The sequence below is a fragment of the Pseudomonas sp. BIGb0164 genome, from assembly GCF_024810135.1.
Classification (GTDB): domain Bacteria; phylum Pseudomonadota; class Gammaproteobacteria; order Pseudomonadales; family Pseudomonadaceae; genus Aquipseudomonas.
The window spans coordinates 591,231-612,067 of the sequence record NZ_JANUEA010000001.1; the positions used below are offsets into that span (position 1 = coordinate 591,231).

The following is a 20,837-nucleotide window of genomic DNA, read 5'->3' on the forward strand; positions in this document are numbered from 1 at the left end:
ATCACTTGCGAACCAACTGCCGATACTGACTATCCAGCTCCACACCCCAGTTATCGCAGGACTGAAAATAGAAACGTCTAGTAGTTTTCCACAAACTTTGTGATAGACACTGCAGCACAGGTGCCGAATACCCACCCCAAAATAGTCTTAAATCTTGCGCCCTTCTTTGCATAATTCTTGTGCATTTTTAGCATTCTCCGTCAGGCCGTAACCGCCCTAGCAACTAAAGGAAAGACGAGTCGAAATCGGGTTCCAGCACATATGCACGGCCCTTTGCAGACAGCGAAAGCATTGTCATACCATAACTGGAATACTCCTCGACAAGCCCCCGACTTGACAACACATCTACCGCATTATCAGCCTGAACCGCATTAAGTTGAAGCCGTTTGCACAGCATACCCGCAGTGATTACCTCACCCGAGTTGTTAGCGAATGCGATTGCAGCGAGGGCTCTACGCTGATGTTCATTGAGCGGCTTCTCCTTGGGCGTCCTTAGATCAGCAATTGTCGCTTGAGCGGCCTTCAAATCTGTCTTTACAGATGAGAGGTTCGAGCATGCTGCAACCAACTCGCCCTTGGTTTTCTCCAACTCATTGCTCTGGTGATCAATCGTCGTACAGGCTTCGTGCATTTGCCGATCGGCAGAGTCAAAGATCGCCTTGTTGGTTATTTCGGTTTGAGCGGCGGCCTTTAACGCGCGTACGAACAGAGTACTCATCACGACTGCCCAAATGAAGATGCTGATTTGCACCCACAACGCGGTAGGTATCGGCTGCCCCAACCAGCTACCTACGCTCACAATCCAGCTCCACACCCCATCAATCAGAGGACTCAAGATAGACGGGTTCAACTGTTCCTCTCCCCATTTCGAGAAAGGCGCCAGCAAAACCGCACCGACAATCGCCATCAGCGCACTGACCAACCATTTAAATATGGATTTTTTACTGTGCTGCATTTCTTCACCGATGTCCGCTTGATGGACGGATGCTAACAAACTATTCACTTGCAATGGCATAAAGCCGTGTAATGCTCGGAACAAGGACAGGAAGACTCGAAATATGCGTACGGCGCTTACACACGTATGCGGTTTGATAGCCGTGTTTCAATCTGTGCATCCGACTGATCGTGCATGAAACTCTTCAGCCCATGTCGCTCCAGCTCTTGCCAGAACAATACAACCGCCTCCACCAGCGAGCGTAGCAGCTCAAATGAAAGCATCAGATCGGTCACAGGACGCACACCATAATGCTCTTCAAGGAGATGAGACGAAGCAGGCCAAAGCTCTGGATTCCTCTTCCGAAGAGCCCGAGCAGCTTTACCTTCACCATGACGACACACGTTGCCTAAAAGCATAAGCAGATCGAGTTGGGGGTAGGACTGAAATTGTGGAAGCTCTAAACCTCGTACCTTCAAGAAAAGCTCATTGAACTCCGCTCCCCAGAGCGCTTTCTCTGCTTTCTCTATCGCCTTTCCAATCACATCGGGTGCCTGATCATCTGGTGAATCGGGAATGAACAAATGCGGTACACACCCAGACATGTACGTTCGTACCTGCTGCTCCCATAAAGACTGGATGCCGAGACAAAATGCCATAGCTGTCCTCTGCTTCAGTACATAGTGGTCAAGCGTTTGAAGAGATTTGATGAAGTCATCTATGTCAGGACGTGCAATCAACTCATCCCGCCGACGCTGTAGGGTTTGCAAGGAAGGCTGAACAACAAGTTCCAAATAGTCTTGCGCAACGCTGCCATAGTTATTGGCATACACATCGACAACGGAGTGCTTCCAAGGATGCTCATTCATAGACCATCACCTATGCTTTATGTAATACGCACGGCCGGCGGGCGTAAGCTCATAGTACTCCCCCTTTAAACCTCCACACCTAATCAAAAACCTCCGCTCAATTAATACGTCAACGGCAGCGTGAACTTCAAGAGGTATAAGCGACGTTACAGCGCTAACAGCAACCAGTGTCGCTCGGGCACCTTGATTGGCGAATACAGTGAAAGCCTCCAACATATCAAAAACAACATCGGTAAGCTTTGCCTCTTCTAGAGCCGGTGGCAACTCAGCAATCTGTTTTGTGAGAGCAGCGTTAGATTCCTTTAAACGGGCTTCGGAAGCCTCAAGATGAGTATTGGCCGCTTCTAGTGCCGCACAACGCTTAGAGCACTCATCTAACTCCACACTCAATCTATCAACGTGACCATCTTTGAGTGCAAGGCTACGACTATCGCGGTGTGCTACGAAAATTGCGACCCCCGCTATAAACAAGACTATTGCCATCAACTCCCAGAGAGCCCATGGGGTGGTAGTCGTAAAAAAGCTAAAAAAGCCTTCTACCTTGGGAGTGAGCCAATCTGGAAGTTTACCTTCCTTCACTAACGAATCCGCCATAGGGGTCAGAATCAACCCGCCCACCCCTAAAATGCCTGTTATCACCCATCCCCGCGACGCCATAGCAACCCCATCAGGCAAAAGAGACCAGTGTACCAGACGAGCGATGGCGCATTGCCTTGATAACAATGAGTTAACCGAGAAAATACCCAAACCCAGCTAAGAGCGTTAGTGATAGCTGTATCGTAGAGTTCGATTAGGATTGGCTCACCAGCAAAATCATCAGACAAACAAAAACCACTGCATAGGTGTGACTGTGGTCGAAAGCCTTAATAGGAACGTGTAAAAAATGAAACACCTCAGCAGCGAACGCGCACCATATCATCCCACGCACGGGAGAATTTGTGTCCACACTGAGTCTCCATGTACACCCTCGCCCCTCCTGTGTAGACAACTTTCGTAATCCACCGCCACTCTCCTTTTACGTAGAGAACGTCATTATGGTGCACCTTTGATGCAGTTTGGAGTACGTATCGTGGCTGGCTAGGGCGCTTCTCTTTTTTAGAGACCTGATTGACTTCACGGGGCGCATCACGCGCTTCATTAGGCGCTTCCTTAGTCGAGGGCTTGAGCCATTCGTCAACCGTAGCCTGAAAAGCAATCCCTGCTAGCTGCTTCAATAAATTTATCACTGCTCCCACCCCTCCCTTAATCAGTCCGAACAGAATATAGGGCGCGGAGCATCAAATCACCCATTTCAAGCCATCCGCGAACGTCTCGCCATAGCGCTGCTGTTGAAATGCCATCACTGCGGAGTCATTATGCGTGCACACAAGACAAGGAAGAACCGACCAGTGACCACTAAAATATACGCTTTCTATAACAACAAGGGTGGGGTTGGCAAAACCACACTCTGCCAAAACGCAGCTTGCCTCTACGCAGAAAACAATCCTCAAAAGCTTGTTTTGGTGATTGACCTGTGCCCTCAAGCAAACATTTCTCAGTTCCTCTTGGGGGGTGGACATGTCGGGTACAAGGCCAATCAACGTCTTCAATCAACCGCCACTCGTCGTAACATTGTCGGCTTCATGGACTGGATGCTAGGCGGCAACTCTGGCTTCACTAGCTTGCCTACAAGCTATTTGACGCAAGTTAACCCGCACAACCCAAATGTCACCAAGAACCTTCACCTCATAGCTGGTGACTCGTTTTTAGAGTCGCTAACCCTTGCGCTGAACTTTGCCACAATGAATCCGGCAAACATTTTTGCGTGGAAGGAGTACGTGACAGCCATTCGCAGGCTGTGTGAAATCGAACTACAGAATTCTGAATACGATGATATGACGGTCTTTATAGACTGTAATCCGAGCTTTTCTGTGTACACACAGATGGCGTTGGTATCCTCCGACGCCTTGATCGTACCAATGATGGCAGATTTCAGCTCTCTGGAGGGTATCAAAGGGATTCTGATGTTGCTGTATGGAAAATACCCATCATCGGCCACAAAGAACTATGCAGCCAAGGTTGTCACCTTCAGCCGACAAGTCGAGCAATATGGCCTTGAACTACCAAAGATATGGGAACTTCCATTCAACAACTTCACAACGAATTTGGGGGTGGCAACAGCTTTTGACTCTGTAAGAGAGGAGCTGATCCTTTATGCATGGAAGCAATACGCCACAGATCCAACAATATTTTATCCTTGCGATGTACCACCAACAACGATAAAAGAGTGGGAAAAGCTTTTCGTATCTAATGTAAAAGACTTCCACACGGCGGGCAAGGTATCAGCAAGCCTCGGCATACCTTTACATCGCCTACCTCTACATAACAACTACACCATGCCCAATGGAGACTCGGTGGGAATCCCTAAGTCAAATTACAAAGAATCCTTAAAGCACCTAATCAAGTTTGTTTCAAAACTGTAAACTCCATACAAACTAAAAGCCCGCCTCGGCGGGCTGCTCTTTAACTAAAGCGCTTTATGCTGTAGGCAATTCAGAAACACCATTACCCGGTGTAATCCCGATGTGCTTGTGTATATCAAATAAAATGCCATTGAACGTGGCGCTGCCTGTCATTGTGTAGTTACCTGTCCAGCTTGTGTTAGCCTGTTGGACATTCATAGTGCTGGCTTTCAAGCTTATACTACTGGAGGCTTCAAGATCAATATATTTGCCAATCACCCTAACTGCGAACTGAGATTCAACTACAGCATTACCATCGACCTTGAGAAAAAACTGTGTCTACTGACCTGTCCCAATGTTATGCACAGCCATCAAACCATTTAGATCATTACTCAAGCTCATGGAATTTACTTGCTGTGTGGTTACTGAGAAAGGAGCCAAGCCGGGAACAAACACAGAACCCATAACATCTTTTTTACGGTTATCGTAGATCATGATTGGCGCTGTGCCTTTTGCAATTTTAAAGTTATCCATTTTGTTACCCATCACCACACACATTCCGTTATCACCCACGTTAACACGGAAGAGGAACATGCTGTTGCTAGTTCTCATGTGAGCGATAGGAGCGTTGATAACGTACGCGTCATCCATGTTATAGCCGTCATCAGCTTTACGCGGGTTGGAGATTTCAACGGTGACACTGAAACGACCATTAACACCCACAACTCTTGCTGGGCATGCTGTACGGCTATTCTCGTTGCTGTTGTGGATTGCGTTATCAATGACGCTCATCCATCCACCGACCACCTGTGGAATATTAGTGCGCATGTACGTTTCCTTTTAAAGGTAAAGCTTTTCCATTACGGTGAACCATTAACCACTTCTGTTTGTGGTTAATGTAGGCTTCAACTACTGTGAATTTGTGGACAGAGCGCGTGCTGTGTTCATCAAGATAGGCAGTGGCTGCATGTACAGCATCAGCTTTGCAATCAAAGAAGCAAGGATATTGAATGTACGGGATGCATTGCGTTCTCCTACTGGGCTGTTGGAATTATTTAAAGTGGGATTGACATTGATTCCCCCACGCCACTCTGGTGGAATTCCCAGGCCTGGGGCATGCGCCGCAGATGGAAGAACCGGCCCAGTTTCATAAAGCGCTGTTGCAGGGTTTGAACGCCCTTTAATTCAACCTTTTTCGAGGCACTCGTGAATGTCGGTACAGATCGCAGTCATTGATGATTGGCAGAATGTGGCCAGTGGCGTGGTGGATTGGTCGGTGCTTGATACCGTCGGCCAGGTGCATTTCCTGCACGACTACCCTGCCGATACCGCCACGATGATTGACCGTTTGCAGGGGTTCGAGGTGATTTGCGTGATGCGCGAACGCTCCACCTTCGACAAGGCCCTGTTGCAGGGCCTGCCGAAGTTGAAGCTGCTGGTGACCGGTGGCATGCGCAACGCGGCCATCGACATCGCCGCCGCCAAGGCCCTGGGGATCCAGGTGTGTGGCACCGACAGCTATAAACAGGCCGCACCGGAATTGACCTGGGCGCTGATTATGGCCTCCACCCGCAACCTGCTGGCCGAAGCCAACTCCCTGCGTGCCGGCCAGTGGCAAGTTGGCCTGGGCGGCGACCTGTACGGCAAAACCCTGGGCATCCTGGGGTTGGGCAGCATCGGCCAGAAGGTCGCGCAGTTTGCCCAGGTGTTCGGCATGCGTGTGATTGCCTGGAGCGAAAACCTCACGCCCGAGCGCGCCGCCGAATCGGGCGTGACCTGGGTCAGCAAGAGAGAACTGTTCGAACAGGCCGACATTCTCACCGTGCACTTGGTGCTCAGCGACCGTAGCCGTGGGCTGGTGGATGCCCAGGCCTTGAGCTGGATGAAACCCACCGCCCGCCTGGTGAACACCGCCCGCGGGCCCATCGTGGATGAACAGGCGCTGGTGCAGGCACTGGAAAGTGGCGGGCTGGCTGGGGCTGCACTGGATGTGTACGCCGAGGAGCCACTGCCGGTGGATCACCCGTTCCGCCGCCTGCCCAATGTGCTGGCCACCCCCCACGTCGGCTACGTCAGCGAGCAAAACTACCGCCAGTTCTACCAACAGATGATCGAAGACATCCAGGCCTGGGCCAACGGCGCGCCCATTCGCATGCTCGGCTAGCGCACCATTGCGGGGCGCATGCTTCCTCGTGGCGAGGGAGCTTGCTCCCGTTGGGGCGCGAAGCGGCCCTTTCTTTATTTCAAATACGGGTCTGCTGCGCAGCCCAACGGGAGCAAGCTCCCTCGCCACAGAAAGCCGCCGTTCAAACCGTGTTTTCAAAGCTGCATATGGTTACAAGTTTTTTGTCCTACAAAATCTTCTCACAAACCCTACACGCTCTAGGATCTGTCCTAGACTGATGACCGATGGGTCCGTTCGAAAACAAAAACCCCGCAAAAAATCGAAACTTTCCAAACCTGCCGTAGGTCCAGTTTTAAGGTAAGGCGAGCACGCGCGTTTGATCGCAGATGCCCGTCCATCCAATCTTTTTCAGCTGAGTGTGCAACTGGCATACGCCTTGCCAGTTTGTACAGTGCTTGTGCGCCTGACCGCAGGATGCGGTCATCGGAGCTAATGGCAGCGGGCCATTAGCCGACAGACATGTGGGAGAGAACTATGATCAGTGCCGCTGTAGATATTCAGGGAGAGCGTGTCAGTCAGCCGGTAGGGGGACCTTCGCTGGTCGACCTGCCCACCACTGTGCGGCCGATCGTGAGTCAGAACCCTAATCGCAAGAAAGTCCTGTTTGTAACCTCCGAGTTTGCCGACTTGGTGAAGACCGGTGGCTTGGGCGACGTGTCCGCCGCCCTGCCCCGCGCCATGGCCCATCTGCACGATGTGCGAGTGCTGATCCCGGGTTACCCGCAGGTGATGGAAAGCGACAACCCGATCCACATTGTCGGCGAACTGGGCGGCCACGCAGCCCTGCCGCCCTGCAAGATCGGGCGCATGGACCTCAAGGACGGCCTGGTCATCTATGTGCTGATCTGCCCCGAACTCTATGAGCGCGAAGGCACCCCCTACGGCGCCAACAACGGCCGCGACTGGCCGGACAACCACATTCGCTTTGCCCGCCTGGGCCTGGCCGCCGCCGACATGGCCGCCAACCTGGCGCAGATTCACTGGTGCCCCGACCTGGTGCACGCCCACGACTGGCCCGCAGGCCTCGCCCCGGCGTATATGCACTGGCGTGGGTCACGCACCCCGACCCTGTTCACCATCCATAACCTGGCCTACCAGGGCGTGGTCAGCCTGGCCTCGACGCCGGAGCTGGGCATTCCGCCCCATGCCCTGCAACAAGAAGGCATGGAGTTCTACGGCAAGATGTCGTTCCTCAAGGCCGGCATGGCGTACTCCAGCCACATCACCACGGTGAGCGCCACCTACGCCCAGGAAATCACCACCCCGGAATTCGGTTGCGGCCTCGATGGTTTCCTCGCCAGCAAGACCCAACAAGGTTTGCTCAGTGGTATCCCCAACGGCATCGATGAAAGCTGGGAAACCTCCACCGACACGCACCTGACCCACAATTTCAATATTGGGGATTGGGAAGGCAAGGCCGTCAACGCCGCCCACGTGCGCGAACTGTTCGAACTGGATGACTCTACCGGCCCGCTGTTCGCCGTGGTCTCGCGCCTGGTGTACCAGAAAGGCCTGGACCTCACCGAAGCCGTTGCCAGCTTTATCGTCGAACAGGGCGGCCAGATCGCGATTATCGGCCGTGGCGAACCGGAAGAAGAACAAGCCATGCGTGAACTGGCCCTGCGCTTCCCTGGCCAGGTGGGCGTGCGCATCGGCTTCAACGAAACCGACGCCCGCCGCATGTTCGCCGGCAGCGACTTCCTGCTGATGCCTTCGCGCTACGAGCCCTGCGGCCTGAGCCAGATGTATGCCCAGCGCTTCGGCTCACTGCCGGTGGCCCGCAATACCGGCGGGCTGGCCGACACCATCGAGAACGGCGTCACCGGGTTCCTGTTCAATGAATCCACGGTAGAGAGCTACGAAGAAGCCCTGAGCCGAGCGTTCAAGGTGTTCGCCAATACCGGGCTGCTCAACGCCATGCGCTGCCGCGCCATGACCCAACCCTTCAACTGGTGCCAGGCGGTCGAACCCTACGCCGAACTGTACGAACAACTGGTGGCCAAGGCCTTGGGGAAATCCGCTAAATAATCAAGGGAGGGCTTCATAGATGCCGTCACGGACTCTGGAAACCTGGCCCCACGGCGCAATCATGCTGGACGCGCAACACACGCGTTTTGCCTTGTGGGCGCCAGACGCATTTTATGTCAGCGTTGAATTGGAAGACGGCAAGTCCATCGCCATGCTGCCCCAGGCAGAGGGCTGGTTCGAAACAGAAATACGCTGCGCGGCGGGCACGCGCTACCGCTACAACATCGACGGCGAAACCGATGTACCCGACCCGGCGTCCAGAGCCCAGGCCACGGACGTTCACGGGTGGAGCCAAGTCGTCGACCCGCTCGCCTATCCATGGCGGCACAGCCAATGGCAAGGCCGCCCGTGGCACGAGGCGGTGATTTACGAACTGCACGTTGGCGCGCTCGGCGGCTATGCCGGCGTGGAAAAACACCTGCCACGCCTGGCCGAGCTGGGCGTCACCGCCATCGAGTTGATGCCGTTGGCGCAGTTCCCCGGCGAACGCAACTGGGGCTACGACGGGGTGCTGCCCTACGCACCCCACTCTGCCTACGGCTCGCCCGAGCAACTCAAGCACCTGATCGACAGCGCCCACGAACACGGCCTGGCCGTGATCCTCGACGTGGTCTACAACCACTTCGGCCCGGACGGCAATTACCTCGGCCAATACGCCAAGGGCTTCTTTCAGGAAGACGTGCACACCCCCTGGGGCGCGGGCATTGATTTTGACCGCCGCGAAGTACGCGACTTCTTCCTCGACAACGCGCTGATGTGGCTGTTGGAGTACCGCTTTGACGGCCTGCGCCTGGATGCAGTGCACGCCATCGACAACCCGGGGTTTCTCAAGGAGCTGGCGCAACGGGTGCGCCAACAAGCCGATATCGGCCGCCATGTGTGGCTGGTGCTGGAAAACGAATTCAATCAGGCGAGCCTGCTGGAGCATGAATTCGATGCCCAGTGGAACGACGACGGCCACAACGCCTTGCATGTGCTGCTGACCGGCGAAACCGACGCCTATTACAGCGACTTCGCTTCGGACACCACCGCCAAGCTCGCGCGTTGCCTGGGCGAAGGCTTTATCTACCAGGGGCAAGCGACCCGCCACGGCCACACGCGCGGCGAACCTAGCGGGCACTTGCCACCCAGCGCCTTCGTGTTGTTTCTGCAGAACCATGACCAGATCGGCAATCGCGCCTTCGGCGAACGGCTGCACCAACTCTGTTCGCCCGAGGCACTCAAAGCCGCCACTACGCTACTGCTGCTGTCGCCGATGATCCCGATGATGTTCATGGGCGATGAAACTAACGCCAGCGAGCCGTTCCTGTTTTTCACCGATCACCATGGCGAACTGGCCGAGGCCGTGCGCGAAGGCCGGCGTAATGAATTCGCCGACTTCGCCGCCTTCCACGACCCCGAACGGCGCAAACGCATTCCCGATCCCAACGCCGCGTCCACCTTTGAGCATTCCGCCCCCAGCTTCACCGACAACGACCACACCGCGCTCTATCGCCACCTGCTGCACCTGCGCCACCAGCACATCGTGCCGCATTTGCCCGGCAGCGTTGCATTGGGCGCACAGGTGCTGGCCGACGGCGCCGTCACTGCGCGCTGGCGCCTGGGCAACGGCAGCCTGTTGCAGATCGACCTGAACCTGGGCGCCACGCCCGTGACTCACCCTGCGCCGTCCCACCTGCTATTCGAAACGCGCGCCCATGACCCGGCCCTGCTGGCGCCGTTCAGTGCGCGCGTAGCCCTTTTCCCTGTTGGAGAGCACCCTTGAGCGAAGCGAACCTGGAAATCCTCGCCAGCCGCGCGGGCCTGGCCGTCGATTGGATCGACGCAAACGGCCGCCCGCAACACGTGAAGCCCGACGCCCTGCGTGCGGTCCTCAAAGGCCTGGGCCACCCAGCCGATACCGATGCCGAGATCGACGCCAGCCTGCTCGAACTGGAACAGGTGCAACAGAACAAACACCTGCCGCCTTTGATGACCATCGACAGTGGCGAAGGCTTGGACCTGGCGCGCTACTTCGAACCCGACACCCTGTGCCGGGTCAATCTCGAAGACGGCGAAACCCTAGAGCTGCGCCTGGATGGCAACGCCGTGTTGCCGGGCGTCATTGCTCTCGGGTACCACCAAGTACACATCAGCGACCAGGTCTTCACCTTGGCCGTGGCCCCCACCCATTGCTACAGCGTGGCTGAAGCGGTGGACAGCCGCCCCGCCCGGGCCTGGGGCCTGAGCGCCCAGTTGTATTCGTTGCGTCGCCTCGGCGATGGCGGCTTCGGCGACACCCTGGCCCTGGAGCACCTGGCGCGCTCGGCCGCCGAGCGCGGTGCCGATGCCCTGGCGATCAGCCCGATGCACGCGATGTTCAGTGCCGACCCGAACCGCTACAGCCCTTACTCACCGTCCAGCCGCCTGTTCCTCAACAGTCTTTACGCGTCACCGGGCTGCATCCTGGGCGAGCGCGAGGTGCGCAACGCCATCGATACCGCCGGTCTCGCCGATGAGCTGCACACCCTGGAACAGCACACCCTGATCGACTGGCCTGCCGCCGCGAAGGCCAAGCAACGCTTGCTGCGCACGCTGTATGAAGACTTCCGTCACGGCGAGCATCCGCAACATGCCGACTTCCTGAGCTTTCGCCAAGCCGGTGGCGAGGCCCTGGAAAATCACTGTCGCTTCGAGGCTGTGCAAGCTCAGCGTGCGGCCGCCGGTGAAGATCTGGACTGGCGCCACTGGCCAGACGCCTGGCGTAATCCGCAGAGCGCGGCACTGACTCAATTCGCCGAAGACAACCGCGATGAAATCGGCTATTTCGCCTTCAGCCAATGGCTGATCGCCCGTAGCCTGGAACGTGCGCAGCAAGCCGCCCGCGGCAGCGGCATGGGCGTGGGCCTGATCGCCGACCTGGCCGTGGGTGCCGACGGCGGTGGCAGCCAAGCCTGGAGCCGCCAGGATGAGCTGCTGGCCGACCTGACCGTGGGCGCGCCGCCGGACATTCTCAACCGATCGGGCCAAGGCTGGGGCATCTCCGCGTTTTCCCCGGAGGGCCTCAAACGCAACGGCTTCCGCGCCTTTATCGAAATGCTGCGGGCCAACTTCGCCCACGCGGGCGGCCTGCGCATCGACCATGTGATGGGCCTGCAACGCCTCTGGGTGATTCCCATGGGCGCATCGCCCCGGGAAGGCGCGTACCTGTATTACCCGGTGGATGACCTGCTGCGCCTACTGGCCCTGGAATCCCACCGTCACCAGGCCATCGTCCTTGGCGAAGACCTGGGCACCGTGCCCGATGGCCTGCGCGAAAAACTCAGCGGCCGCTCGATCCTCGGCATGCGCGTGCTGCTGTTCGAACAGAACCATGACGGCCAGTTCAAGCCGATCCTCGACTGGCCGGACAACGCCCTGGCCACCACCAGCACCCACGACTTGCCCACCCTCAACGGCTGGTGGCACAGCCGCGATATCGAGTGGAACATCCAGCTGGGTTTGATCGACGCGCCCACGGTGGAGCAATGGAGCGAACACCGCCTGCGCGAACGCCAGGCGCTGCGCCAGGCCTTGAGCCAGGACCCACAGAACTTCGTCGATGAGATCCGCAACGACACCGACCACATGATCGATGCCAGCGTGCGCTACCTGGGCCACACCCGTGCGCCGTTGGTATTGCTGCCACTGGAAGACGCGCTCGGCATCGAGGAACAGGCCAACCTGCCCGGCACCCTCGACACTCACCCCAACTGGCGCCGCCGCCTGCCGGGTGAAGCCGCCAGCCTGCTCGACAACGACAGCGCCGCGCGCCGCCTGGAACTGCTGGCGGTGGCGCGTAACCAGGCCCACGAGCGTGACCGATGAAGGCCCTGCCGCTGCGCGCCACCCAACGCCTGCAATTTCATAAAGGCTTTACCCTGGACGACGCGGTGCCGCTGGTGCCCTACTTTGCCAGACTCGGCATCAGCCACCTGTACGCCTCGCCGTTGCTCAGTGCCCGCGCCGGCTCCATGCACGGCTACGACGTGGTCGACCCCACCACCGTCAACCCGGAGCTGGGCGGCGAACCGGCCTTGCGCCGCCTGGTCGCGGCGCTGCGTGAACACGAGATGGGGCTGATCCTCGACATCGTGTCCAACCACATGGCCGTGGGCGGCGCCGACAACCCATGGTGGCTTGACCTGCTGGAATGGGGGCGCCTGAGCCCCTATTGCGAGTTCTTCGATATCCAGTGGCACTCGCCCGACCCACTGCTCAAAGGCCAGTTGCTGATGCCATTCCTCGGCAGCGACTACGGCGAAGCCCTGCAAACCGGCACCCTGGCCCTGGCCTTCGATGCCGCCCAGGGTAGTTTCTACGCGGCACACTACGAACACCGCTTCCCCATCTGCCCTCGGGACTACGCGATGATTCTGGGCAGCGACCCGTTGCTCAACCCCCTGGCCGAACGCTTCGCCGCCCTCGCCTACCAAGATGACGCTTACCACGAGGCGGCATGGCTCAAGCAAGCGCTGGCGGAGCGCGCCACCGAAAGCGACGTGCTGCGCGCCATCGAGCAGCAGCTGGGCACGTTCGACTTCGACCGCCTGCATGCATTGCTCGAACAACAGACCTATCGCCTCGCCAGCTGGCGCACGGCGGCGGACGACATCAACTGGCGGCGCTTCTTCGACGTCAACGAACTGGGCGGCCTGCGGGTCGAGCGCAGCGCGGTGTTCGAAGCCACCCACGGCAAAATCTTCGAACTGATCGGCGAAGGCCTGGTGGACGGCCTGCGCATCGACCATATCGACGGCCTCGCCGACCCTCGGGGTTACTGCCGCAAATTGCGCCGTCGTGTCGACACGCTTTCACCTGAACGGCACCTGCCGATCTTCGTGGAAAAAATTCTTGGCGAAGGCGAAACCCTGCGCACTGATTGGCAGGTGGACGGCACCACCGGCTATGAGTTCATGAACCAGCTGTCATTGCTGCAACATGACCCGCAAGGCTTTGAGCCGCTGGCCGAGTTATGGACACGCCACAGCGAACGCCCTTCGGCCTTTATCGAAGAAGCGCGGTTGGCCCGCCAGCAAATCCTCAACGGCTCCCTCGGCGGCGACTTTGAAAGCGTGGCCCAGGCCCTGCTGCAAGTGGCCCGTGACGATGTCATGACCCGCGACCTGACCCTGGGCGCGATCCGCCGTGCGTTGCAGGAACTGATCGTGCACTTCCCCGTTTACCGCACTTACATCAGTGCCCGGGGGCGCAGCGCCGACGACGATGAGGTATTCCACCACGCCCTGGAAGGTGCGCGCAGCACACTGAACGAAGGCGACTGGCCGGTGCTCGCCCACCTGGAGCAGTGGCTCGGCGGCCAGCCCTGGCGCAACCGGCCGGTGGGTCGCGAACGCAAGATCCTCAAGCATGCGTGCGTGCGCTTCCAGCAACTGACTTCACCCGCTGCGGCCAAGGCCGTGGAAGACACCGCGTTCTATCGCTCGGCGGTGCTGCTGTCGCGCAATGACGTGGGCTTCAGCACCGAGCAGTTCAGCGCGCCGCTGGATGACTTTCACGCTATCAACGCACAACGTCTGCAGACCTTCCCCGACAACCTGCTGGCCACTGCCACCCATGACCACAAACGGGGCGAAGACAGCCGCGCGCGCCTGGCCGTGATCAGCGAATGCGCGCCGTGGTACGTCGAGCAGGTGGAGCAGTGGCGCACCCTGGCAGCGCCGTTGCGCGAATCTGCCGACAGCCCTTCGGCGGGTGACGAGCTGATCCTCTATCAAGTGCTGCTGGGCAGTTGGCCTCTGGAATCAAGCCCGGACCTCAAGGCTTATCATCAGCGCCTGTGGCAATGGCAACAGAAAGCCCTGCGCGAAGCCAAATTGCAGAGCAGTTGGAGCGCCCCCAACGAGGCCTACGAAAAAGGCGTCGAAACATTCCTCACGCGCCTGCTGCTGGGTGACGAAGGCCAGGCCCTGCGCGCCGCCATCGCCGCCGCTGCCCAAACCATCGCCCCGGCCGGCGCGCTCAACGGGCTGGCGCAAACCTTGCTTCGCCTCACGGTGCCAGGGGTGCCGGACCTGTACCAGGGCGCCGAGTTCTGGGACTTCAGCCTAGTCGACCCCGACAACCGTCGCCCGGTGGATTTCGACGCACGGCAATGTGCGCTCAACAGCCCACCGGACATCGGCGAACAGTTGTCGAACTGGCAGGACGGGCGTATCAAACAGGCGTTGATCGCCGGGGGATTGGCCGTGCGCAAGGCCCACCCTGAACTGTTTCGCAACGGGCGCTACCTGCCACTGGAGGTGGTGGGCAAACACGCCGATCACGTGGTCGCGTTTAGCCGTGAGCATCAAGGCAAACAGCTGCTGGTGGTGGTGCCGCGCTGGCCTCATCGCTTGCTTGAAAACGGTGTGCAGCCCCACATCCATGCGCAGGTTTGGGGCGATACACGGGTGAAATTACCGTTCGCCACCACAACCCAAAACTGGAAGGGACTTTTTCATACGGCCGCAGTCACACCAGACAAGGAGCTGCTGATCAGCACTGCCCTGGGGGATTTCCCGGTCAATGTCTTTATCAATCCTGATGATCAAGAAAGCTGAACATTTTCTGTGAGGAGCATTGTGATGAGTACTGAAGACAAACGCATACGCGAGTTGGCGCATCAGATCTGGGAATCGGAAGGCAAGCCCCACGGACAAGACACGCGCCACTGGGAGATGGCGCGCAAGCTGGCAGAAGCCGAAGCGCTGACGCCGAGCAAACCCAAACCTGCGGCTAAACCCAAGACTGCACCCAAGCCGCCGCCTAAGGCCAAGCCTGCGGCTGCCAAACCGGCCGCGCCGAAAAAGCCCAAGACGCCGCCCAAGCCCGCAGGCTAAACATCTATCCCCTGTGGGAGCGGGCTTGCTCGCGAAAGCGTCGGCACACACAACCCTGTTGTCGCCTGACACACCGCATTCGCGAGCAAGCCCGGCCCCACAGGTGACCCCACTCTGAACTGAATAATTGTCTGGCGCACGGTCGTCACGGCGGCGTTCGGCCTGAAAAAACACACCTTGCAGGAGCAACTCAACCATGAGCAAACCCGATTACAGCCAACCGACGCCGGACCACGAGCCGTCGCGGATTCGTGAAGGTTTGCCCTTCCCCCTCGGCGCCACCTGGGATGGCCTGGGCGTCAACTTCGCCCTGTTCTCGGCCAACGCCACCAAGGTGGAGCTGTGCCTGTTCGATGATGCCGGCGAAGTGGAGCTGGAGCGCATCGAACTCCCCGAATACACCGACGAGACCTTCCACGGCTACCTGCCCGACGCCCACCCCGGGCTGATTTACGGCTACCGCGTGTACGGTCCCTATGACCCGGCCAACGGTCATCGCTTCAACCACCACAAATTGCTGATCGACCCCTATGCCAAACAACTGGTGGGGGCGCTCAAATGGTCCGAAGCCCTGTTCGGCTACACCATCGGCCACCCCGACGATGACCTGAGCTTCGATGAACGCGACAGCGCGCCCTTCGTGCCCAAGTGCAAGGTCATCGACCCGGCGCACACCTGGGGCAACGACCAGCCGGTGCGCGTGCCGTGGGACCGCACGATCATCTACGAAACCCACTTGCGCGGCATCAGCATGCGCCACCCTTCGGTGGGCGAATCGGTGCGCGGCACTTGCGCCGGCTTGATGGAAGACGACGTGCTCAAGCACATCCGCCAGCTGGGTGTGTCATCCGTTGAATTGCTGCCGGTGCATGCGTTTGTCAACGACCAGCACCTGCTGCAAAAAGGCATGACCAACTACTGGGGCTACAACAGCATCGCCTTCTTCGCCCCCGACCCGCGCTACCTCGCCAGCGGCAAGATCGCCGAATTCAAGGAGATGGTCGCGCACCTGCACGAGCAGAAGCTGGAGGTGATTCTCGACGTGGTCTACAACCACACCGCCGAAGGCAACGAGCGCGGCCCTACGCTGTCCATGCGCGGCATCGACAACGCCTCCTACTACCGGCTGATGCCCGACGACAAGCGCTTCTACATCAACGATTCCGGCACCGGCAACACCCTGGACTTGAGCCACCCGTGCGTGCTGCAAATGGTCACCGACTCGCTGCGCTATTGGGCCAACGAGATGCACGTCGATGGCTTCCGCTTCGACCTGGCGACGATCCTGGGGCGCTACCGCGAGGGCTTCGATGAGCGCCACAGCTTCCTCGTGGCCTGCCGCCAGGACCCGGTGTTGCGTCAGCTCAAACTCATCGCCGAGCCCTGGGACTGCGGCCCCGGTGGCTACCAGGTGGGCAACTTCCCACCGGGCTGGGTGGAATGGAACGACCGCTTCCGCGACACCGTGCGGGCCTTCTGGAAAGGCGACGACGGCCAACTGGCCGATTTTGCCGGGCGCATGACCGCCTCCGGCGAGATGTTCAACCACCGGGGGCGCAGGCCTTACAGCTCGGTGAATTTCATCACCGCCCACGACGGTTTCACCTTGCACGACCTGGTGTCGTACAACGACAAGCACAACGAAGCCAACGACGAGAACAACCAGGATGGCAGCAACAACAACCTGTCTTGGAACCACGGCGTCGAAGGCCCGACCGAAGATCCCGAGATCAACGCGCTGCGCCTGCGCCAGATGCGCAACTTCTTCGCCACGCTGCTGCTGGCCCAGGGCACGCCGATGATCGTGGCCGGGGATGAGTTCGCGCGCACCCAGCACGGCAACAACAATGCCTATTGCCAGGACAGCGAGATCGGTTGGGTCAACTGGGACCTGGACAATGATGGCAAGGCCCTGCTCAAGTTCGTCAAGCGCCTGATCAAGTTGCGCCTGGCCTACCCGATCCTGCGTCGTGGGCGCTTCCTGGTGGGCGACTATAACGAAGACATCGGGGTCAAGGACGTGACCTGGCTGGCGCCCAGTGGCGATGAAATGACCACTGAACAATGGCAGGACAGTCATGGCCGCTGCCTGGGCATGCTGATGGATGGCCGTGCCCAGGAAACCGGCATTCGTCGCCCGGGCGCCGACGCCACGCTGTTGCTGGTGGTGAACGCGCACCACGACATGGTCAATTTCCGCCTGCCACCGGTGCCCGAGGGCGGCTTCTGGACGTGCATGGTGGACACCAACCAGACCTCGGTGCGCGGCCAGGAACGCTTCGAGTTCGATCATGAGTACGCCGTCACCGGCCGCTCGCTGCTGCTGTTCGAACTGCAATATGAACAGGAGGATTGACATGGCGCTGCATGGATTCCTTCAGGGCTTTCGGGGCTATGCGGATACACACGCCCTGGGGAACGCACTGAGGGCACTTCAGGAAGAAGGCCTGGATCGCCTGCCGTTGCCTGGCAGTGGCCAGACATTGGAGCGCTTCAGCCGCCTGGCCCAGGTGGCCGGGCACGACCTGCGCCTGTGCAAGTTGTTTGAAGGGCACACCGACGCCTTGGCGATCATTGCCGAACTACAGGGCTCGCTGCCCCCCGAAGGCAGCCTCTGGGGCATGTGGGCCGCCGAACCGCCGACGGCCAAGGTACGCGTGCGGCAGGACGGGCATCGTTTGATCGTCGACGGGCGCAAGGCCTGGTGTTCCGGCGCAGCGGTGGTCAGCCATGGGCTATTGACTGCCTGGGACGAAGAGGACCGCCAGCAGTTGGTCGCGGTTGAGATGGGCCGGCCCGGCATCACCGTCACCAACGAGGGCTGGGACGCCGTGGGCATGGCGGCCACCGGCAGTGTCGAAATCCTCTTTGATGGCGCCCGAGGCATTGCCGTCGGCGGCCCGGGTGATTACCTGGCACGCCCCGGGTTCTGGCAGGGTGGAATCGGCATCGCCGCGTGTTGGTACGGCGCGGCGCAACGCCTGGGCGAAGCCTTGCGCGCGCAGTGCAGCCAACGTCCCGAACCCCACGCCCTCGCCCACCTGGGCGCCGTCGACAGCGCGTTGAACGCTGCTGCCTGTGTGCTACGTGCCAGCGCCGAACAGGTCGACCGCGAGCCCAAGGCCGATGCCCGGCAACTGGCACAACAAACCCGCGCGTGCATCGAGGACACGGTGGAACAAGTGATACATCACGTCGGACGTGCAGTGGGCGCGGGGCCGTATTGCAAAGACCCGCACTTCGCCCAGTTGATGGCGGACCTACCGGTGTATGTGCGGCAAAGTCATGCCGAGCGCGATCTGGCCGCCCTTGGCGAACGGGTCGCTGGTGAACCCACAGGGAGGTGGCAACTGTGAAACCCAATCCGATCGTGGGGCAAGGCACGCCGTTGCATCACTGGCAGGCCTCGACCCAGTTGGCCGAACTTCCAGTGGTGAGCGTCGCGCAGTTGGTGCCCGAGGGCCGACGCGCGGTGATCATCGCCCCGCACCCGGACGATGAAGTGCTCGGCTGCGGTGGCCTGCTGCAAGGGTTGGCCGCATTGGGCCGGCCGATCCTGCTGATTTCCGTGACGGATGGCAGCGCCAGCCACCCCGGCTCCAGGCGCTGGCCGGTAGAGCGCCTGAGCGTGGTGCGGCCGCAGGAGTCCGCCCAGGCTCTGCACCGGCTGGGCTTGCCGCTGCACAGCCTGAAATGGCTGCGTGCCGGCTTTACCGACAGCAAAGTGGCCGACCATGAAGACCGGCTTGTGAGGTTTATCCAGCGTTACCTCAAACCCGGCGATGTGGTGTTCACCACGTGGCGCGAAGACGGTCACAGCGACCATGAAGCGGTCGGCCGGGCCAGCGCTAAAGCCTCGTCGGCGGTCGGTGCGACCTTGTATGAGTTGCCCGTCTGGACCTGGCATTGGGCAACCCCTGAAGACAGCCAAGTGCCCTGGCACCGTGCGCGCAAAATCCCGCTGACGTGCGAAGCCGTGGCGCGCAAGCGCCATGCGATTCACGCGTTTGCCAGCCAATTGGAGGGCGATCCACAGATCGGCCTGCCACCGGTGCTCGCCCCCTATGTGGTGGAACGCTTGCTGCAGCCTTTTGAAGTGGTGTTTGTATGAGTGAGGCAACACGGCATTTCGATCAACTGTTCGCGGGCAACAACGATCCCTGGGCGTATCGTCACAGCTGGTACGAGCGACGCAAGCGCGCTATGACCCTGGCAGTGTTGACGCGCCCGCGTTATGCATCGGTATTCGAACCCGGCTGCGCCAATGGCGAGTTGAGTGCCGATCTGGCCTCGCGCTGTGATCGACTGCTCTGCTGTGACGCGGCAGGCGCGGCCGTCAACCTGGCGAAAGCCCGCTTGCTGGGCTTTCCCCATGCGCGAGTCGAGCACAGCCGGCTGCCCGAACAATGGCCGGCCGGGCCCTTCGACCTGATCGTGCTGAGTGAGCTGTGCTACTACCTCAGTACCGATGATCTGCACCGTTTGGTTGACCGCGCCCTCGCCTCCTTGACCCCTGACGGTCAACTGCTCGCCTGCCACTGGCGCCCGCAGACTGACGATTGTCTGCAAACGGCGCAGCAGGTACATGACCTGCTCCACCAACGGCTGGGCATGCATCACGTGGTACAGCATCACGAAAGTGACTTCCTGCTTGACCTGTGGAGCCGTGACGGCACCTCGGTGGCGCGCCATGAGGGCCTGCGATGATCGGCATTCTGATTCCCGTGCATAACGAACAAACGTTGTTGGCCGAGTGCTTGAAGGCCGCGCTGACCGCCGCCAGCCATCCGGGATTATTGGATGAAGCCGTACAGGTTCTGGCGGTGCTCGACAGTTGCAGCGACGCCAGCGCGCTCATTGCAGCAGGTTTCCCGGTGCATTGCCTTGAAGTGCAGGCGCGCAACGTGGGCCACGCGCGCGGCGCCGGCGCGCGGCATTTGTTGAACCTGGGGGCACGGTGGATTGCCTGCACCGATGCCGACAGCCGTGTGGCCCCCGATTGGCTGGTGGCGCAATTGGCACTGGGTACCGATGCCGTGTGCGGCACAGTGACCGTGGATGCCTGGAGCGAAGGCTTCGACCCCGCCGCACAGATCCGTTATCACCAGGCGTATACCGCGCGCGACGGCCATCGCCACATCCACGGCGCCAACCTGGGGGTGAGTGCCGGGGCCTATGTGCAAGCCGGCGGGTTCGAACCGTTGGCCTGCCATGAAGATGTGCAACTGGTGCGCAACCTGGAACGCAGCGGCGCGTCGATCGCCTGGAGCCACACGCCCCAGGTGATCACCAGCGCCCGCCTGGACTGCCGCGCACAGGGTGGGTTCGGCGACTATTTGAAGAGCCTGATGCAGGCCACGTAAAAAATCGATATATCCAGATGTAAAAGCCGCCGATCCTTGTCTATGCTCAAAACGCCTTGCCGGCACTCCAGGGTTGGAATGCCGCGCGATCATTGCAGCGGAGTCTGCGGTGAATAAAGAGAGTCGTCCCATTGACAGGGCGCGGCCGAGCATCAAT

The 20,837-nt window shown here is 59.5% G+C and carries 16 protein-coding genes and 1 pseudogene; 13 read left to right on the forward strand and 4 right to left on the reverse strand.

The window, feature by feature from the left end:
- Positions 1-223 precede the first annotated feature (223 nt).
- Genes M2394_RS02530 through M2394_RS02540 form a run of 3 tightly spaced genes read right to left on the reverse strand, consistent with a single transcriptional unit; the run spans position 224 to position 2,412 of the window.
- Positions 224-1,039, reverse strand: coding sequence for a hypothetical protein (locus M2394_RS02530; protein ID WP_259171504.1), 816 nt, complete (start codon positions 1,037-1,039; stop codon positions 224-226).
- A gap of 32 nt (positions 1,040-1,071) precedes the next feature.
- Positions 1,072-1,803 (reverse strand): hypothetical protein, encoded by a 732-nt coding sequence (locus M2394_RS02535; RefSeq protein ID WP_259171506.1) that lies wholly within the window; start codon positions 1,801-1,803, stop codon positions 1,072-1,074.
- A 6-nt stretch (positions 1,804-1,809) separates the two neighbouring features.
- Positions 1,810-2,412 (reverse strand): hypothetical protein, encoded by a 603-nt coding sequence (locus M2394_RS02540; protein ID WP_259171507.1) that lies wholly within the window; start codon positions 2,410-2,412, stop codon positions 1,810-1,812.
- Between the two features lie 779 nt (positions 2,413-3,191).
- Between M2394_RS02540 and M2394_RS02545 the strand changes: the two genes are divergently transcribed.
- Positions 3,192-4,265 carry a ParA family protein gene (locus M2394_RS02545; protein WP_259171508.1) on the forward strand — a complete coding sequence of 358 codons (1,074 nt, stop codon included), beginning with the start codon at positions 3,192-3,194 and terminating at the stop codon, positions 4,263-4,265.
- Positions 4,266-4,583: 318 nt separating this feature from the next.
- Here the strand turns inward: M2394_RS02545 and M2394_RS02550 are convergent, their stop codons facing one another.
- A complete protein-coding gene (locus tag M2394_RS02550; RefSeq protein WP_259171509.1) occupies positions 4,584-5,072 on the reverse strand; it encodes a hypothetical protein in 489 nt (162 codons plus the stop codon).
- Positions 5,073-5,323: 251 nt separating this feature from the next.
- On the opposite strand from M2394_RS02550, the pseudogene M2394_RS02555 reads away from it, so the two are divergent.
- From M2394_RS02555 to M2394_RS02610, 12 genes and pseudogenes are all read left to right on the forward strand, one after another.
- Positions 5,324-5,428: pseudogene (locus M2394_RS02555) on the forward strand (alpha/beta fold hydrolase); the annotation flags it as partial.
- 26 nt (positions 5,429-5,454) lie between these two features.
- On the forward strand, positions 5,455-6,408 hold the full coding sequence (locus tag M2394_RS02560) for a D-2-hydroxyacid dehydrogenase family protein (RefSeq protein ID WP_259171510.1): 954 nt from the start codon (positions 5,455-5,457) through the stop codon (positions 6,406-6,408).
- 495 nt (positions 6,409-6,903) lie between these two features.
- The gene (glgA, locus tag M2394_RS02565) at positions 6,904-8,457 is read left to right on the forward strand and encodes a glycogen synthase GlgA (protein WP_178920592.1); all 1,554 of its coding nucleotides are present in this window, start codon (positions 6,904-6,906) and stop codon (positions 8,455-8,457) included.
- Between the two features lie 19 nt (positions 8,458-8,476).
- Positions 8,477-10,222 carry a malto-oligosyltrehalose trehalohydrolase gene (treZ, locus tag M2394_RS02570; protein ID WP_259171511.1) on the forward strand — a complete coding sequence of 582 codons (1,746 nt, stop codon included), beginning with the start codon at positions 8,477-8,479 and terminating at the stop codon, positions 10,220-10,222.
- Entirely contained in the window at positions 10,219-12,303 is a 2,085-nt protein-coding gene (gene malQ / locus M2394_RS02575) for a 4-alpha-glucanotransferase (RefSeq protein WP_178920588.1), read from the forward strand. Before treZ ends, malQ begins: the two co-directional genes overlap by 4 nt.
- A complete protein-coding gene (locus M2394_RS02580) occupies positions 12,300-15,038 on the forward strand; it encodes a malto-oligosyltrehalose synthase (RefSeq protein ID WP_259171512.1) in 2,739 nt (912 codons plus the stop codon). Before malQ ends, M2394_RS02580 begins: the two co-directional genes overlap by 4 nt.
- Before the next feature lie 24 nt (positions 15,039-15,062).
- Positions 15,063-15,317 (forward strand): DUF2934 domain-containing protein, encoded by a 255-nt coding sequence (locus M2394_RS02585; RefSeq protein WP_259171513.1) that lies wholly within the window; start codon positions 15,063-15,065, stop codon positions 15,315-15,317.
- Positions 15,318-15,513: 196 nt separating this feature from the next.
- The gene (glgX, locus tag M2394_RS02590; protein ID WP_259171514.1) at positions 15,514-17,673 is read left to right on the forward strand and encodes a glycogen debranching protein GlgX; all 2,160 of its coding nucleotides are present in this window, start codon (positions 15,514-15,516) and stop codon (positions 17,671-17,673) included.
- 1 nt (position 17,674) lies between these two features.
- Positions 17,675-18,673 (forward strand): acyl-CoA dehydrogenase family protein, encoded by a 999-nt coding sequence (locus M2394_RS02595; protein WP_259171515.1) that lies wholly within the window; start codon positions 17,675-17,677, stop codon positions 18,671-18,673.
- Positions 18,670-19,428: a PIG-L deacetylase family protein gene (locus M2394_RS02600; protein WP_259171516.1), complete on the forward strand. Its 759-nt coding sequence runs from the start codon at positions 18,670-18,672 to the stop codon at positions 19,426-19,428. The genes M2394_RS02595 and M2394_RS02600 overlap by 4 nt, the downstream gene beginning before the upstream one ends.
- On the forward strand, positions 19,425-20,024 hold the full coding sequence (locus M2394_RS02605) for a nodulation S family protein (RefSeq protein ID WP_259171517.1): 600 nt from the start codon (positions 19,425-19,427) through the stop codon (positions 20,022-20,024). Before M2394_RS02600 ends, M2394_RS02605 begins: the two co-directional genes overlap by 4 nt.
- Positions 20,021-20,680: a glycosyltransferase family 2 protein gene (locus M2394_RS02610; protein WP_178920575.1), complete on the forward strand. Its 660-nt coding sequence runs from the start codon at positions 20,021-20,023 to the stop codon at positions 20,678-20,680. The genes M2394_RS02605 and M2394_RS02610 overlap by 4 nt, the downstream gene beginning before the upstream one ends.
- Positions 20,681-20,837: the final 157 nt, after the last annotated feature.